The 17,727-nt window shown below is 65.8% G+C and carries 7 protein-coding genes; 3 read left to right on the top strand and 4 right to left on the bottom strand.

What is annotated here, in order from left to right:
- Positions 1-55: 55 nt before the first annotated feature.
- Complete coding sequence (locus E8E78_RS04245; protein ID WP_280313547.1) at positions 56-13,009, bottom strand: non-ribosomal peptide synthetase; 12,954 nt, start codon at positions 13,007-13,009, stop codon at positions 56-58.
- A gap of 306 nt (positions 13,010-13,315) precedes the next feature.
- Between E8E78_RS04245 and E8E78_RS04240 the strand changes: the two genes are divergently transcribed.
- On the top strand, positions 13,316-13,846 hold the full coding sequence (locus tag E8E78_RS04240) for an RNA polymerase factor sigma-70 (protein WP_016498655.1): 531 nt from the start codon (positions 13,316-13,318) through the stop codon (positions 13,844-13,846).
- 145 nt (positions 13,847-13,991) lie between these two features.
- On the opposite strand, the gene E8E78_RS04235 is transcribed toward E8E78_RS04240, so the two are convergent.
- Both E8E78_RS04235 and E8E78_RS04230 read right to left on the bottom strand, forming a co-directional pair.
- A complete protein-coding gene (locus E8E78_RS04235; RefSeq protein WP_059395735.1) occupies positions 13,992-15,005 on the bottom strand; it encodes a GNAT family N-acetyltransferase in 1,014 nt (337 codons plus the stop codon).
- A gap of 63 nt (positions 15,006-15,068) precedes the next feature.
- Positions 15,069-15,869, bottom strand: a complete 801-nt coding sequence (locus E8E78_RS04230; protein ID WP_049275066.1) for a transporter substrate-binding domain-containing protein — start codon at positions 15,867-15,869, stop codon at positions 15,069-15,071.
- A 171-nt stretch (positions 15,870-16,040) separates the two neighbouring features.
- Here E8E78_RS04230 and E8E78_RS04225 point away from each other — a divergent pair, with 171 nt between their 5' ends.
- Positions 16,041-16,592 carry an exonuclease domain-containing protein gene (locus E8E78_RS04225; RefSeq protein ID WP_232861268.1) on the top strand — a complete coding sequence of 184 codons (552 nt, stop codon included), beginning with the start codon at positions 16,041-16,043 and terminating at the stop codon, positions 16,590-16,592.
- Between the two features lie 73 nt (positions 16,593-16,665).
- Positions 16,666-16,950, top strand: coding sequence for a pyrimidine/purine nucleoside phosphorylase (locus E8E78_RS04220; RefSeq protein WP_016498651.1), 285 nt, complete (start codon positions 16,666-16,668; stop codon positions 16,948-16,950).
- Positions 16,951-17,001: 51 nt separating this feature from the next.
- Here the strand turns inward: E8E78_RS04220 and E8E78_RS04215 are convergent, their stop codons facing one another.
- Complete coding sequence (locus tag E8E78_RS04215; RefSeq protein WP_084967545.1) at positions 17,002-17,694, bottom strand: alpha/beta family hydrolase; 693 nt, start codon at positions 17,692-17,694, stop codon at positions 17,002-17,004.
- Positions 17,695-17,727 lie beyond the last annotated feature (33 nt).

The following is a 17,727-nucleotide window of genomic DNA, read 5'->3' as shown; positions in this document are numbered from 1 at the left end:
AAAGGATGCCTGTTTTTCTATCGGCCACGTACCAGTTAGCCGTCCTCTATTCAGATCACAATCCCTCAAGCTCGGCCATCAGGTCACTGAGCCGGTCGACCTTTTCGTCATCCAGCGCACTGCCCTGCAGCCCGCGCACGTACTCAGCCAACTCCTCCACCGTGCTGCACTCGAACATCGCCCGCAGCGGCACGTTGAGCTGCAGCTGTTCCTGCACCCTCGAAGCGATCTGCGTGGCCAAAAGCGAATGCCCGCCCAGCTCGAAGAAGTTGTCGTGCACCCCTACCCGCTCGGCCTTGAGCACGTCGGCCCAGATGCCGACGAGCACCGTTTCCAGCTCGTCTCGCGGGGCCAGGTAGGCCTGGCTGTGCTGGGCGCCGATGTCGATGGCTGGCAGGACCTTGCGGTCGAGCTTGCCGTTGGCGTTGTGCGGCAGGCTGTCGAACCAACCCCAGTGCAGCGGCACCATGTACTCCGGCAACTCGGCACGCAGGCGCTGCTTGATCTGCTCCAGCAATGTGGCATCGGCGGCGACACCCTGGTGTGCCACCAGGTAACCGACCAGGTGCTTGCCATTGACGCCTTCCTGCACGCCCACCGCAGCATCACGAATCTCGGCCTGCTCGTGCAGGCGGGCTTCGATCTCGCCCAGTTCGATGCGGTAGCCGCGAATCTTCACCTGGTGGTCGATGCGCCCGACGTACTCCAACACACCGTCCGGGCGCTGGCGCGCCAGGTCACCGGTGCGGTACAGGCGCTCGCCCGCGGCACCATGGGGGTGTGGGATGAACGCCAGGGCAGTGCGCACCGGATCGCGGACATAGCCACGGCCCACGCCGGTACCCGCCACGCACAGCTCGCCCACCGCGCCCAGCGGCACCAGCGCCTGCTCTTCGCCGAACAGGTACAGGCGGTTGTTGTCGGTCGGCGTGCCGATCGGCAGGTAACTGCCTTGGGTCGATGCGGCATCGACGCGGAAGAACGCCACATCATCGGAGCATTCTGCCGGGCCGTAGGCGTTGACCAGGCCGATCTGCGGGTACCGCTGCAACCACTGCGCGGCCAGCTCAGGTGGCATGGCCTCGCCGGTCGGCAGCATCCAGCGCAGGCCGTCGAGGGCCTGGTGGTCGTTGGCCAGCATGCCCTGGATCAGCGACGGCACGCTTTCCAGCACGGTGATGCCGGAGGCTTGCACATGCGCCAGCAGGCCCTGCGGATCATGGGCGATGGCATTCGGCACGATCTCGACCTTGGCGCCGAACAGCGGCGCGGCAAGGAACTGCCACACCGAAATGTCGAAGCTCTGCGAAGCAGTCTGGGCAATGACGTCCTGATTGCTCAACGCCAGATACGGCACCTTGCTCAACTGGTTGTTGAGCATGCCGCGCTGCTCGACCATCACCCCTTTTGGCAGGCCGGTCGAGCCTGAGGTGTAGATCACATAGGCAAGGTTGTCCGGGCCACTGTGGATGCCCGGGTTGTGGCTGGCAACCTGGCTGGCCTGGGTGTCTTCCCACACCAGCAGTTGTGGCCGTACCGCAACGTCCAGCTCACCCAGCAACTGCCGGCCTTGCTCGGCACAGGCCGCGCTGCACACCAGCACCGGGGTACGGCTGAGCTGGATGATGCTTTGCAGGCGGGCGGCCGGCAGCCCCGGGTCCAGCGGCAGATAGCCGGCGCCCGCCTTGAAGCTGCCAACGATCATGCCCAGCAGCGGCAGCCCACGCTCGGCCAGCAGCGCCACCGGCTGGTCCACCTTTACGCCGGCCGAGATCAAGGCGTGGCCCAGGCGGTTGGCCGCCAGGTTCAGCCCGGCGTAGTCATAGGAGGCCTCCAGGCAGCGGGCCACAGTACGTTCAGGGTGCGCAGCCACCTGCGCTTCGAACTGCACGATGTAGCTCTGCTCCAGCGGATAAGCCCGCTCGGTGCGGTTGCAGTCTTCCAGCAGGAAGCGCTGTTCGTCTGCCCCCATCAGAGGCAGCGCGCTCACCTCCCCATCAAAGCCCTGCACCAGCGCCAGCAGCAGGCGCTTGAACTCGGCCAGCAGGCGCTCGACGGTCGGGTAATCAAAGTAACGCTGGTCAAACGACAGGTGCAGGCCCAGGTCATCACCCGGGTAGCACACCGCCGTCAACGGGAAGTTGGTGTGGGTACGGCCCGAGTCGGAGCTGGCGTTCAGGTGCTGGGCGTGGTCGAGCACGGCGGTTTCCACCGGCGCGTTCTCGAACACGAACAGGCTGTCGAACAGCGGCTGGCCCTTGGGCAGCTCGCTGCACTCCTGGATCGCCACCAGCGGCAGGTACTCGTACTCGCGCAGCTCCATGTTGCTTTGCAGCAGGCCCTGCAACCACTGGCGCACACTGCAACGCTCACCCGATACCGGCAACTGCACACGCAGGGCAACGCTGTTGATGAACAGGCCAACGGTGCGCTGCATCTGCGGCATGCTCACCGGGCGCCCGGCCACGGTCACGCCAAAGGCCACATCGCGGTCGCCACTGTAGCGCGCCAGCACCAGCGCCCAGGCCGCCTGGGCGAAGGTGTTGACGGTAAGCTGGTGAGCCTGGGCCAGTTCGCGCAGGCGCACGCCATCACTTACCTCCAGGCGGGTGTAGCAATCGCCGACGATCATGCCGCTACCGGCGTGGTCATGGCGCAGCGGGCGGTCGCTGGGGATGGCCGTGGCGCGCTCGAAGCCGGCCAGGTTGGCCTGCCACCAGGCGCGTGCGTCGTCCAGGCCCTGGCGCTGCAACCAGCCGATGTAATCGCGGTAACGCGGCGGCACCGGCAACTGGGCCTGACGGCCTTCGCCGAGGGCCTGGTAGACCTCGAAGAAATCGTTCATCAGCAGCGAGCGGCACCAGGCATCGATCAGGATGTGGTGGTTGCTCATCATGAACCAGTAGCGCTCGTCGGCCACGCGTACCAGGCGCAGGTGGAACGGTGCTTCACTGAGCAGGGCAAACCCGGCCTCGCGCTCCTGCTTGTGCAGGGCTTGCAGGCGCTGCTCCTGGGCGTCGTCAGCAAGGCCGCGCCAGTCCTGGTAGTCCACCGCGAGGTTGCCCGGTTTGTGGATGATCTGCAGCATCGCCTCGCCGCTGTTCCAGCTGAACGAGGCGCGCAACGCTTCGTGGCGCGCCACTACCGCCTGCCAGGCCTGGGCGAAACGTTCAGGGTCCAGGCCGCTGTTGATGCGGTAGCGGTCCTGCATGTAGTAGAGGCCGGTGCCCGGCTCCAGCAGGGTATGCAGCAACATGCCTTCCTGCATTGGCGTCAGCGGGAAAACGTCCTCGATCTGCGCAGCCGGTACCGGCAATGCGTCGATCTGCTCCTGGGTCAGGTGCGCCAGCGGGAAGTCCGACGGGGTGAAGCTGCCGTTGCCATCGGCCAGGCAATGCGCGACCAGCGCCAGCAACTCCTGGCGATAGGCCTCGGCCAGGCGGGCGATGGTCTGCGGGTCATAGCGCTCGGCGCTAAAGGTCCAGCGCAGTTGCAAGGCGCCGCCGTACACCTGGCCATCGACGCTCAGCCAGTTTGGCAGCGGTGCGTCGAGGTCATGCGCCAGACCGGCCGGTGCCTCCAGTGGCTGGAACAGCGCCGCACTGTCAAATTGCTGGTCGAACTGGCCCAGGTAGTTGAAGGTGATACGCGCCTGCGGCAAGGCCGCCATCTGCTCGCGCCCGGCCGTGTCGCCCAGGTAGCGCAGTACGCCGTAGCCCAGGCCCTTGTGCGGCACCTGTCGCAGTTGTTCCTTGATGCGTTTGATGGAACCGGCCCGCGCCGCGTCGTCCTCGCCCGGTAGCGGGCGCAGGCTCAGCGGATAGGCGTTGGTGAACCAGCCGACGCTGCGGGTCAGGTCCATGTCTTCAAACAGCCCGTCACGGCCGTGGCCTTCAAGCTGCACCAGCACTTCCTCATCGCCGCTCCAGCGGCTCAAGGCACGTGCCAGTGCGGTCAGCAGCAGGTCGTTGACCTGGGTGTGGTAGGCGGCCGGGGCCTGTTGCAGCAGTTGCCGGGTCTGCTCCACGTCCAGGCCGATGGCCAGTGTCTGGGCGTGGCGGTGCAGGTTGCCACCCTGGGGGTGATCGCACGGCAGTTCGCGGCGCACGCCGCCCAGCTGGCCTTGCCACCAGCCCAGTTCGTCGCGCAGCGAATCGCTGCCGGCGTAGCTGGCCAGGCGCGCGGACCAGTCGCCCATGCTGTGGGTCTTGGCCGGTAGCGGTTGGCCACGGTAAAGCGCCTGCAGGTCTTCAAGCAGCACCCGCCAGGACACGCCATCGACCACCAGGTGATGGATCGCCAGCAACAAACGCTGACTGCCCTGCCCGTCACGCACCAGCAAGGCGCGCAGCAGCGGACCTTGCTGCAGGTCGAGGCTGCGCTGCAGGTCGGTATACAGCGCCTGACAATCGGCAAAATCGGCCACGGTGGCGGTCCACAGCAATTGCCTCGCGTCAGGCTGGGCGTATTCGGCCTGCCAGCGGCCACGGGCCTCGTCGAAGCGCAGGCGCAGGCTGTCGTGGTGCTGCACCAGTGCAGCCAACGCCTGGCCAAGCGCGGCCTCATCCAATGGTTGGCGAGCTTCCAGCAGCACCGCCTGGTTCCAGTGCTGCGGCTGTGGCACTTCACTGTCGAAGAACCAGTGCTGGATCGGCGTCAGGCCGGTCTGGCCTTGGCGCAAGCCCTGCTCGATGCTGCTCGCGGCTTCGCTGTACCGAACCACGGCCGCCAGGGTCTGGATGGTCTGGTGCTGGAACAGGTCGCGCGGGGTGAATTGCAAGCCGGCCTGACGGGCCCGGCTGACCACCTGGATCGACAGGATCGAGTCGCCGCCCAGTTCGAAGAAGTTATCCTGCACCCCTACCCGGGCAACGTTGAGCACGTCGCGCCAGATCTGCGCCAGTTGCGCTTCCACCTCGTTGCCGGGGGGCTGGTACTGTTGACGCGCCTGCTCCAGGTCTGGCAGTGGCAGCGCACGGCGGTCGAGCTTGCCGTTACCCATCAGCGGCAAGCTGTCGAGCAACACCAGATGCGCCGGCACCATGTAATCCGGCAGGTGCTGGCGGGCATCGGCCTTCACTGCTTCACGCAGCTGGCTTTGCGCCTCGCTGCCAGCCTTGGCCTGCTTGCACAACAGGTAACCCACCAGCTGCTTGCCGCCCGGTAGATCCAAGGCCAGCACCACGGCCTCGTCGACATCGGCATGCGCCTGCAAGCGGCTCTCGATCTCGCCCAGTTCGATGCGGAAACCGCGAATTTTCACCTGCTGGTCGGCACGGCCGACGTACTCGACCAGGCCGTCAGTGCCCAGGCGCACCAGGTCGCCCGTGCGATACAAGCGGCCCCCTTCGGCGCTGAACGGGTCAGCGACGAATCGCTCGGCGCTCAGGCCCGGCCGGTCGTGATACCCCTGAGCCAGCCCGGCGCCGCCGACATACAGCTCACCAATGCCACCTTGCGGCAACAGCGCCAGGTCTTCGTCAAGGATGTAGGCGGAGCGGCTACCGATGACATGGCCAATCGGCACACTGCCAAGGTCTGCAGGCAACACCTCTGGCGCCAGGCAGGCCAGCGGCATGACCACGGTTTCGGTCGGGCCGTAGGCGTTGAAGAACTGCTGCGGCGCAAAGGCCTGGCGAATACGCTGCAGGTGCTCGCCGGTCAGCGCTTCGCCACCGGTGATCACCAGGCGCACCGGCAGTTGCTCGCCCTGCCCGCCCAGGTATTGCGCCAGCTGGCTACCGTAGCTGGGGGTAAAGCCCAGGATGCTCACCTGCTGCTCGCGCACCAGCTGGCAGATGTCCTCGGCGCCCCACTGCCCCTGGGCGCGCAGCACCACACGGGCACCGCACAGCAACGGCACCCACAGGCGCTCGCTGGCAGCGTCGAAGTTGATCGAATAGAAATGCAGCTCGCAATCATCGCTGCGCATGCCGAACGCGGCGATGACCGCCTGGCAATGCATGGCGAACTCACCATGGCTGACCACCACGCCCTTGGGCTTGCCGGTGGAGCCGGAGGTGTAGATCAGGTACGCCTGATGCTGCGGCAGGTTGAGGTTGTCCAGCGGCGCATCGCTGTAGGCCGACAGGCTGGCGGCATCGTCCTCCAGGCTCCAGCGGGCCACGCCCTCGGGCAGCTCGCCCAGGGTTTGCAACAGCTCACGCTGGCTGAGCAGCAGGCCGATGCGGCTGTCTTCGATCATGTAGCGCAAGCGGTCGAGTGGGTACTCGGGGTCAAGCGGCACGTAGGCGCCGCCGGCCTTGAGGATGGCCAGCAGGCCGACGACCATTTCCAGCGAACGCTCCAGTGCCAGGCCCACGCGCACCTGCGGGCCGACGCCACGCTCACGCAGGGCACGGGCCAGGCGGTTGGCCTGCTGGTCGAGCTCGGCATAGCTCATGTGCTGGCCGGCGAAGGTCAGCGCGCCAGCCTGTGGTGTGCGGGCCGCCTGGGCGGCGAACAGGCCGTGCAGGGTCTGGTCGAGGTCGAAGTCCTGCTCCCCCTGCAACTGGCCCGCCAGCACCTGCTGTTCGGCGCTGCTCAGCATCGGCAGCTCGCACAGGCGCTGCTGCGGGTTGTCTAGCAGGCTGACCAGCAGCTGCTGCCAGTGCTCGGCCATGCGCGCTATGCGGGGTTCGTCGAACAGGTCGCGGCTGTAGGTCAGGCAGCAACCCAGGCGGCCGTCGAGGTCGGTGACCTCCAGGTACAGGTCGAACTTGGTGGCACTGGCGTCATTGAGCAGGTAATCCACCTGCATGCCGGCCAGTGTGCGGCTTTGCTGGAAAGCCCAGCGCTGCACGTTGCACATCACCTGGAACAGCGGGTTGTAAGCGCTACTGCGCGGCGGTTGCAACGCCTCCACCAACTGGTCGAACGGCAGGTCCTGGTGCGACTGGCCTTCGATGGCGGCCTGGCGCATCTGCTCCAGCAGTGCGTTGGCGGTCATCTGGCCATCCAGCTCGCAGCGCAGCACCTGGGTATTGAGAAATGCGCCAATCAGGCCTTCGCTTTCCGGGCGGATGCGGTTGGCCACCGGCGCGCCAATGCGCAGGTCACGCTGGCCGCTGTAGCGGTGCAGCAAGGCGGCCAGAGTGGCGGTCATGGTCATGAACAAGGTCAGGCCGCGCTGGCTGTTGAAGGCATGCACGCGGGCGACCAGCGCCGGGTCGAGTTCAAAGCGGTACAGCTCGCCGCGGTGGCTCTGTACTGCCGGGCGCGGGCGGTCGGCAGGCAACGCCAGCACCGGGTGCTCGCCACCCAGGCGGTCCTTCCAGTAGGCCAGTTGACGAGCGCCCTCGCCGCTTTCCAGCCATTGCCGTTGCCATACGCTGTAGTCCAGGTATTGCACCGGCAGCGGCGCCAGCGGCGACTCGCGGTCATCGACAAAGGCTTCGTACAGTTCGCCTAGCTCGCGGGCGAAAATGTCCATGGCCCAGCCTTCGGTGACGATGTGGTGCAGGGTGAGCACGAAGAAATGCTCGCGCTCGTCAGCCTTGACCAGGCAGGCGCGCAGCAGCGGGCCGCGCTCCAGGTCGAACGGCTGGTGCGCCTGGTCGTCGGCAAGTTGTTGCAGGTGTTGCTGGCGGGCATCGAGGGGCAAGGCACTGAAGTCCTGCCAGTCGAGGTGCAGGCCACTGTCTTCGGCCACGCACTGGTACGGCACCCCGTCGACGCTGGGGAAGGTGGTGCGCAAGGTTTCATGGCGCACGATCAACGCCTGCAGCGCACGCTCGAAAGCGTCCACATGCAGGGTGCCGCGCAGGCGTGCCATGCCGCCGACGTTGTACGCCGGGCTGTCCGGCTCCATTTGCCAGAGGAACCACATGCGCTGCTGCGAATACGACAGCGGCACCGCCTGACGCCGGTCGACGCGGGCGATTGCGCCTTGCAGGTTGCGCTCGCCGGCCGCGCGGATACGTGCAATCTCGGCACAGAAGGCGCCCAGTTCGCTGGCTTCGAACAGCGCCTTGAGCGGCAGCTCGACATCGCAGGCCTGGCGGCTGCGCGAGACGATCTGAGTGGCCAGCAGCGAGTGCCCGCCCAGGGCGAAGAAGTCGTCCTGCAGGCCGACGCGCGGCAGGTTCAGCACCTCACGCCAGATGGCGGCGACCTGTTGCTGCAACTCGGTGTGGGGCTCGACATGTTCGCGTTGCTGCCACACCGGTGCCGGCAGTGCCTTGCGGTCGACCTTGCCGCTGGGGCCCAGCGGCAGCTGTGCCAACGGGATAAGCTGGGCCGGCACCATGTACGCGGGCAGTTGCTCAGCCAGCACGGCCAGGACTTCGGCTGGCTGTGCACTGCCACTGTAGTAACCCACCAGCTGCGCGCCAACGGCGTCCTTGTGAATCAGCACCAGCGCCTGTTCCACACCCGGCTGTGCCAACAGGCACGCCTGCACTTCTTCTGGCTCGACGCGGAAACCCCGCACCTTTACCTGCTGGTCGAGGCGACCGAGGTATTCCAGGGCCTCAAGCTGCACCTGCCAGCGGGCGCGGTCGCCGCTGCGGTACAGGCGCTCGCCATGGCCGTCGGCCTGGGGCACGAAGCGCTCGGCAGTGAGGCCCGGGCGGCCCAGATAGCCACGGGCCAGGCCCGCGCCACCGAGGTACAACTCGCCCGGTACCCCGGGGGCGGCCAGTTCAAGCTCATCGTCCAGCACACGGCACAGCACATTGCCCAGCGGGCGGCCGATGGGCGAGCGCTCGCCGTCCTCCGCCTGGCAGTGCCAATGGGTGACGTTGATGGCGGTTTCGGTCGGGCCATAGCGGTTGTGCAACTGCACCTGCGGCAACACTTGCAGCACCCGGTCACGCAGCGCCGCAGGCAATGCTTCGCCACCGGAGAACACCCGGCGCAGGCTGCTGCAGGCGCCCGCCTGCGGCTCCTGGGCAAACACCTGCAACAGCGGCGGCACGAAGTGCAGCGTGGTCACGCCATGGGCCTGTACCAGCGCGGCGATGCGCTGCGGGTCGCGGTGTTCGCCGGGGCCGGCGAGTACAAGCTTGCAGCCGGTTACCAGCGGCCAGAAACATTCCCACACTGACACATCGAAGCTGATCGGCGCCTTTTGCATCAGCACATCGCTGTCATTCAGCGCGTAGGTGGCCTGCATCCACTGCAGGCGCTCGGCCAGCGCCGCATGGGTATTGCCCACGCCCTTGGGCTGGCCAGTGGAGCCGGAGGTGTAAATCACGTAGGCCAGGTTGTCGCCGTGCAGGTGCAGACCGGGAGCCTGGCTGGGCCAGCTGTCCAGGTGCAACTGGTCAATGGCGATGGCGCTGACCCCGTCGACCTGCGGGAGCTTGCCCAGCAGGCTGCTGTGGCTCAGCAGCAGGCCGGCGTTGCAGTCGGCGAGCATGTAGGCCAGGCGTTCGGCCGGGTAGTCGACGTCCAGCGGCACGTAGGCGCCGCCGGCCTTGAGGATGGCCAGCAGGCCAACCAGCAACTGTGGCGAACGCTCGATGGCAATGGCTACGCAGGTGTCGGGGCCGACGCCTTTGTCGCGCAGGTAATGGGCCAGGCGGTTGGCCTGCTGGTGCAGTTCGGCGTAGTCGAGGCTGCCGCCGTCCCAGGCCAGTGCAGTGCGTTGAGGGGTCCGGCGGGCCTGTTCGTTGAGCTGTTCTACCAACAGGCTTGGCGGCGCGGCAGCCGGTGCGCGGCCCCAGCCCAACAGTTGCGCGCGGCCAGGCTCGTCGAGCAATTGCACTTCGCCCAGCGGCCGCTGCGGCGCGGCGCACACCTGTTCCAGCAGGGCCAGCAGGTGATGGGCCAGACGTTTGACGGTGCTGGCTTCGAACAGCTCTGCGGCATAGTCGAAGGCCAGGCTCAGGCGGCCCTGATGGTCTTCTTCACTGTGCAACTGCAGGTCGAACTTGGCTTCGCGGCTGTGCCACGGCAGCTCCTCCGCCAACAGCCCCGGCAGGCGGCGCAGGGCCGACAGGTCGCGTTGCTGGTGGTTGAACATGACCTGGAACAGGCCTTGCTCACGGGCTTCCGGCAGGGCTTCGACCAGTTGTTCGAACGGCAGGTCCTGGTTGGCCTGCGCCTCAAGGGTGGCCTGGCGCACCTGGGCCAGCAACTGCGCGAATGGCAAGCGGCCATCGAGCTGCGCGCACAGTACCTGGGTATTGATGAAGAAGCCGACCATGCCTTGGGCTTCCAGGCGCGGGCGGTTGGCATTGGGCACACCGACACGGATGTCGGCCTGGCCGCTGTAGCGGTGCAACAGCGCCTGCCAGCCGGCCAGCAGGACCATGAACAGGCTGGCCTGCTGTTCGCGGGCCAGGCTCTTGAGTGCTTCGGCAAGCTTGGCCGGCACCTTGAGGTTGAACCGCTCAGCGCTGTACTCGCGCTGACTGGCGCGGGGGTGGTCGGTGCACAGGTCGAGCACCGGCAGTTCATCGCCCAACTGTGCTTTCCAGTACTGCAGTTGGCGCTCGGCTTCACCGGCGGCCAGCCATTGTCGCTGCCAGGTGCCGTAGTCGGCGTAACCCAGGGTCAGCGGCGCCAGACTGGCCTCCAGCCCCTGGCAGCGGGCCGCGTAAAGCTTGGCGAATTCATCCAGCAGGATGTTCAGCGACCAGCCGTCAGCGACGATGTGGTGCAGGGTCACCCATAGCTGATGGTCTTCGTCATCCAGGCGTGCCAGGGTCACCCGCAGCAACGGGCCCTGGGTCAGGTCGAACGGCTGACGGGCCTCGGCTTCACGCTCGGCCCTGACCTGCTCGGGGGTTTGGCCTTCGAGGCCCAGGCGGTGCAGGCTGAACGGCTGTTGCGGCAAGATGCGTTGCAGGGCCAGGCCGTTTTCTTCGCAGAATACGGTGCGCAGGGATTCGTGACGCACCACCAGCATCTGGAAGGCGGCTTCCAGGGCGCTTTCATCCAGCTCGCCGCGCAGTTGCAGGCCGGCCGGGATGTTGTAGGCGGCCGATTGTGGCTGCAACTGCCACGTCAGCCACAAGCGGTTTTGCGCCAGCGACTGGGGCAAGGCCTGGGCGCGTTCCAGCGTTGCGATGGTGGCGGTGCCGGCTGCGCCTTCAGCGATGATCGAGGCCACGGCGTTACTGTAATCAGCCAGCACTGGCACTTCGAACAGGGTGCGCAGGCTCAGGTTGATGCCCAGCTCATCGGCCAGGCGTGCGGTGGCCTGGGTGGCGGCGATGGAGTTGCCGCCCAGCAGCAGGAAGTGGTCGTCTGCTGCAACCGCCTCCAGCTTGAGGATGTCGCGCCACACGGCGGCGATGCGTGTTTGCAGTTCATCGCCACCAGCCGCGCTTGCAGCGGCTTCGCTCACATCAGGGAAGCGGGCGTAGCAGTCCAGGCTGCCATCGTCCATGCGCAGGCGGCAGGCCGAGCGCTGCAGCTTGCCACTGGAGGTCTTGGGCAGCGCGCCCGGGTTCAGCAACAGGACCACAGCCGGGGCCTGGCGGCAGGCGTCGGCGATCACCTGGCGCAGGGTTTTGATCAGGTCCTGGGGCTTGATTGCCTTTTGCACGTTGCGGCTGATCTCCACCGCCACGCCGATACCCTCCTCGCCCCGCTGCTCGACGGCAAACACTGCCACCCGGCCCTTGCGCAGCACCTCGACCTCGCGTTCGAGGGTTTTTTCCAGGTCCTGCGGGTACAGGTTCTGGCCGCGCACGATCAGCATGTCTTTCAGGCGCCCGGTGACAAACACCTCACCGTCGCGCATGAAGCCCAGGTCACCGGTGCGCAGCCAGGTCTGGCCGTCCATCTCGACGAAGGTGCGGGCACTGGCCTCGGGGTTGCGCCAGTAACCCAGGGCGATGCTCGGGCCACCGGCCCAGATTTCGCCGACCTGGTTGTCGCCCAGCGCCTGCAGGTGCTGCGGCTCGACGATACGTACCGCGTGACCGGGCTGCGGGTAGCCGCAGCTCATCAGCACGCTGCCTTTGCCCGGCTCGGCACGGTTGGCGGCGAAGGCTTCGGCGTCCAGTTCCAGCGCGGCGATGCCCTGGCCACGGCGGCTGCCGCTGACGAACAGGGTGGCTTCGGCCAGGCCGTAGCTGGCGAAGTAGCTCTGCGGTTCGAAGCCGCAGGCCCGGAACTTGTCGGCGAACGTCGCCAGGCTGTCCTGGCGGATCGGCTCGGAGCCGGAATAGGCCACGCGCCAGCGGCTCAGGTCGAGACCGGCCAACGAGGCCTCGCTGACCCGCTCGCTGCACAGGCGGTAGGCAAAGTCGGGGCCACCGCTGATGGTACCGCCATACTCGCTGATGGCCTGCAACCAGCGCTGCGGCCGGGCCAGGAAATAACCCGGCGACATCAGCACGCACGGCACGCCGCTGAAGATCGGCTGCAGCAGGCCGCCAATCAGGCCCATGTCGTGGTACAGCGGCAACCAGCTGACGATCACGTCGTCGGGGTTGAGGTCGATGCCGAAGCCCTGGCGGATCAACTGCTCGTTGGCCACCAGGTTGCCATGGCTGACCTGCACGCCCTTGGGCAGCGCAGTGGAGCCAGAGGTGTACTGCAGGAAGGCAATGTCATCACCTTGCAGCGCGGGCTCGCGCCAGTCCGCGGCCAGCGCCGGGTCCAGGCCGTCCACCGCCAGCAGTTCAGGGCCGTTGTCCGCCGCCAGCGCTTCCAGGCCTTGCAGGCTGCCGTGCAACGCCGCGACCGTCAGCAGCAGGCGCGGCTCGGCATCGTCGATGATCGACAGCAAACGTTCCTGGTGATGCTGACGCGCAGACTCCGGCGGGTAAGCCGGCACCGCGATCACCCCGGCATACAGGCAACCGAAGAACGCCGCCACGTAGTCCGGACCACTGGGGAACAACAGCACCGCACGGTCGCCGAAGCCGGCACGGGCCTGCAAGGCGGCGGCGATGGTGCGTGCGCGCTGGTCGAGGTCCCGGTAACTGAGCACGGCCTGCTCGCCGGGGGCGTCGGCCAGAAAGCGCAAGGCGATCTTGTCCGGGGTCTGCGCAGCGCGTTGCGCCAGTGCCTGGACCAGCGAGAGCGGGAGTTCGAAGGCGTCCGTCATGGGGTGTTCCTGCCAGTGTCTGTTGGGGCGTGCCGGCTGCTCCGCGAACGTGGGCGGACAGCGAGTGGCGACCGAGGATGTACACAGGAGAACGGATGGGCGGGGGCAGAAATTAGCGGGGATTACGCGGTGCCAGAAGGGGCCAAGGGTGAACCGTTTCACACTGCGGGCTTAGAACTGAAAGATACAGATACTAATTACGTTTCGTATTTGACAATCATTATCATTCTGAATAGCTTGTCGCACGTCGTAGGAAGCTTCCCAGCCTTGGGGGCCTCCTTTCCCCTCTGTGACAAGGTGATTTCCATGGCGGAACAACTATCCACAAGTAAGTGCGATTCACCATTACTGCAGGCCTTCGTCGACAATCGCAGCATCCTGGTCAAGATCGCCGCCCGCATCACCGGCTGCCGCTCGCGCGCCGAAGATGTGGTGCAGGATGCCTTTTTCCGGCTCAACGCCGCCCCGCAGATCACCTCGTCGTTCAAGGCGCAGCTCAGCTACCTGTTCCAGATTGTGCGCAACCTGGCGATTGACCACTACCGTAAGCAGGCGATGGAGCTGAAGTACTCCGGCAGCGAGGAGGAAGGCCTGAACGTGGTCCTCCAGAACGCCTCGCCCGAAGCGACCCACATCAACCTCGCCGCGCTGGACGACATTGCCGAGGCGCTGAACGAACTGCCGCAGCGTACCCGCTATGCGTTCGAGATGTACCGCCTGCATGGCGTACCGCAGAAGGACATTGCCAAGGAGCTGGGGGTGTCGCCGACACTGGTCAACTTCATGATCCGCGATGCGCTGGTGCATTGCCGCAAGACGGCCAATCGGCAGGCCTGAGGCTTCAGGTTCGCGCCGATAGGGCTGCTGCGCAGCCCATCGCCGGCAAGCCAGCTCCCACCTCGACCGCATCAACCTCAGGCCATGCGCTATCCCGTGTGGGAGCCGGCTTGCCGGCGATGGGCCGCAATGCGCCCCTTGGGACTCAAGCCAGCTTGCAGCGATCGAAAAACCGTTCCCGCCCCAGAATCATCAGCGCCGCACGCTTGTGTGGGAAGTCGAATTCCTTGTCGCAATGGAAGCACTGGTCGTGCATGTAGCCGATCATCTTGCCGTTGTCGGCACGTGGCTCAGCCACCACCCGCTGGGTACGCGGGTCATCCAGGAACAGGTAGTGCACCAGCGCCGATAGCCAGCTGGCCACCTTGTGCGGCCCGCGATGGTTCTCCTCCCCGACCAGCATGTGAATGCCGCGGTCGTAGTCATCGGCCGCGTAGAACGGCGCAATGCGATCTTCCTTGGCCCAGTACGCCTCGAAGTAGGCAAACGGCTCATCATCAAAGCAGCCGATCAGTGTCAGGGTATGCGGGTCGGCCTCCAGCTTGCCCAGGTACTCGCGGTGCTGCGCCAGCGTGCCGCCCTCCTGCCAGAACGCATCCACCCGCGGGTTGTTCTGCCAGCGGTTGAAACGCTCCAGGTCGTGCTCGATCTCCAGCGTGCGCAGCGACACCCAGCTACCCAGGCGCGCATCGAAGCGCCGGTACACCTCACCGCGGGGCTTGGGCGCGCGGCGCGGGTGACGCTTGCCGTTGCTGATCTGCATCTGCTGCGGGTACACCGAGGCCAGCGCATCACCCAGCCATGGTTGTGGCAGCTGCCAGAACAGCGCCCGCTCGCACAGGTACTGGCCAGCTTGCTCAGCCACCAGCAGCAAGCCACTGGCCAGTGCCTGGGGCTGTACCTCGGGCAAGTGCCAGACCAGGCGCTGGCAGCCGGTATCGCGGGAAAGCAGCCAGTAGCAGGCAGCCCACAAGGCTTGATAGGGGCGCTCATCGCAGGCGCGCTCGAGGTGGACGTGCAAGGTAGCGCCCGCCTCCAGGCGCACCTGGATCAGTGGGCGGCCTTCGAGGGTGAGGCTTAGCCAGCTGTCACCCTCCTCGGCACTGAGGCTGCGCCAGCGTGGCGGTGACTGGGGCTGCGAAGCGGCATCAAACGGCATGGGCTGGACTCACGAAAATGAAGAAAAGGCTCACTGTTGAGAACGTTGCCGCAGTGCGTGAATTTAGTCTTGGGGGACCGAGACGGTAATGCGATAGGGCTCGAAGATCCGTGCCAGTTCACCGCTGTCACGCAGGTCACGCAGCAGGCCGGCAAACGACTGCTCGCCGATAGGGGCACCCGGGCGCAGCAAGGCGTAGTGGTGATAGACCTGGTCGATGCGTTGCGAAGGCACCAGCTGCGCCTTGCTGGCCGGGTTGCGCGCCAGGAAATCACTGAGGTAGGAGCGCGTGACCAGGGCGATATCGGCGCGGCCGGCCTGCACCATCAGCAGGTTGCTGTCGTGGGAGTAGGTCAGGGTCGCGTTGTAGGCTTCGCGCAGGTAGTCGGGGTCGGAGTTGAAGCGGGCGAACGCGTAGTGGTAGCCGTTGAACAATGCCAGGCGCTTGTCACTCAGGTCGTCGAAGTAATGCGGGTCGCTGCCATTGGCCTGGCGGGCAACGAACACTTCGGCATCCTCCAGGCCCATGTCGACGGTCTGGTGGGCAATCTGCTCCCAGCCCCATTGTGGGTTCTCGAAAATCGCCATGTCGGTGCGGCCTTGCTGGAAGTCACCAAAACGCCGCTGGATGGAAGTGGGCACCAGGACGAAGTGATAACCCTGCTGCAAGCGGTTGAGCGCGTCGACCAGTTGCGGCAACAGGCCGGTGTCGGCCCCCTGTTCAGGGCGCACCGTGTAGGGCGGGAAATGCGCCGCGCCAATCTTCACCTCGACGGCGTCGGCAGCCCATGCCGGCACCGCCAGCCAATACACGGCCAGCAACATCAGGGTGGACAAGGCCTTGGGGCCGGGTGCTGGAGTCAAGACGGACGCTCATCACGGTTCATGCCTGGGTCCGCTTAAGCTAGGCGTTTTCCGGAAGCGGCACAACTGCTGGTGCGCGCTCTTTGTGACAAAGCAGGCGGCAATATGCCAGGGGGTGCCGTATGCGCGGAGTTTGGCTACGCTCTAGCAGGATCTGCAAGGGAGCCTGGTATGGGCCATTGGTTGGTGATCGACCTGGAAGCCACCACCGACGAGGGTGGGTGGCCGGTAACAGAAATGGAAGTCATTGAAATCGGCGCCAGCCTGGTTACCCGCGAAGGCCGCGAGGTCGACCACTTTCAGTGTTTCGTGCGGCCACGGCGGCGGCCACAGCTGACCCCTTTTTGCCGCGAACTGACGCACATAAGCCAGGCCGATGTGGACAGCGCTGCGCCGTTTCGCGATGTGTGGGCAATCTTCGAGCGCTGGCTCGGGCCCCACCGTGAGCAGCTTCAGGCCTGGGTCAGCTGGGGCGACTACGACCGCCAGCAACTGCACCAGGAATGGCAGCTTCACGGGCTCGACAGCCTGCTACGGACCTTGCCGCACATCAATCTCAAGCAACGCTTTGCCAAGGCTCGCCACCTGCAGCGCCCCACAGGGCTGAACGGTGCACTGCACCTGGCCGGCATGCACTTTTGCGGGCAGCAGCACCGGGCCCTTGAAGATGCGCGCAACACGGCGCGGCTTTTACCGTTGACCCTGCCCGCCAGCAGCCCCTGAAAGCAGATGACGAGGCCTGTGGGCTTGGGCATACTGGCCAGCCCTTTTTCATCCCCCTTTTCAGGAGTCGCCCATGTTCCAGGTCAACGAGTACTTCAACGGCACCGTCAAGTCGATCGCATTCGCGGGCGAAGAAGGCCCGGCTACTGTCGGCGTCATGGCCCCGGGCGAATACGAGTTCGGCACTGCCAAGCGCGAGATCATGCACGTGGTATCGGGCGCGCTGACCGTGAAGCTGCCAGGCAGCGACAACTGGGAAACCTTCAATGCGGGCGACAAGTTCAATGTTGCCGCCAACAGCAAGTTCCAGCTGCAGGTGAAGGTGGATACCGCTTACCTGTGCGAGTACCGCGACTAAGCATCAGCCTGTGCCGGCCTCTTCGCGGGCATGCCCGCGAAGAATCCAGCACTAATCCTTCAGGAAATCAGCAACGCGTTCCGCCGCCGACTGCAGATGCTGCTCATGGCTGAACCCCGAGGCTTTCAACGGCTTCAGGTCATGGTCCCCCGCCACTAGCCAGCTCACTTCGATTGCCGGCGACAACGCATACCCCGCCACCGCCTCGCGGTTACCCAGCGCATCCCGTTCGCCCTGCACGATCAATGTCGGGGTTTTCAGCCCGGCCAGGTGCTCCACACGTGGCTTCTCGGGTTTACCCACCGCATAGAACGGATAGCCCAGGCACACCAGCGCATCCGCGTCCAGTTCGTCGGCCAACAGGCTCGCCATGCGCCCGCCCATGGACTTGCCACCCACGGCCAGCTTGCCCGCGACCAAAGGTCGCACCTGCCGGTACACCTCGCGCCAGCATTCCAGCAGCACTTTCTGCGGGTTCGGCGGCCGTTTGCCGCCGGTAACCCTGCGCTCGGCCATGTACGGGAACTCGAAGCGCACTACCGCCACCCCAAGCGCCGCAAGCCTTTGCGCCATTTCGTCCATGAACCCGCTGTCCATCGGCGCACCTGCGCCGTGGGCCAGGATCAGGCAGCCCTTGTAGCCGTCGTTGCCCTGCGCCTGTGGAGGATCGCAGCGCAAGCCTGGGACATTTCCGACCTTCGCCCATTGATCCCCGTCAATACCGGCACTTTGCCCATTAATCATGCTTGCCTCGCTGTAAAGCCTGCCAAATAACCG

Origin of the sequence: Pseudomonas sp. BN505 (assembly GCF_029873175.1) — a bacterium.
Lineage (GTDB): Bacteria > Pseudomonadota > Gammaproteobacteria > Pseudomonadales > Pseudomonadaceae > Aquipseudomonas > Aquipseudomonas putida.
This window is presented reverse-complemented; position numbering and strand designations above follow the sequence as displayed.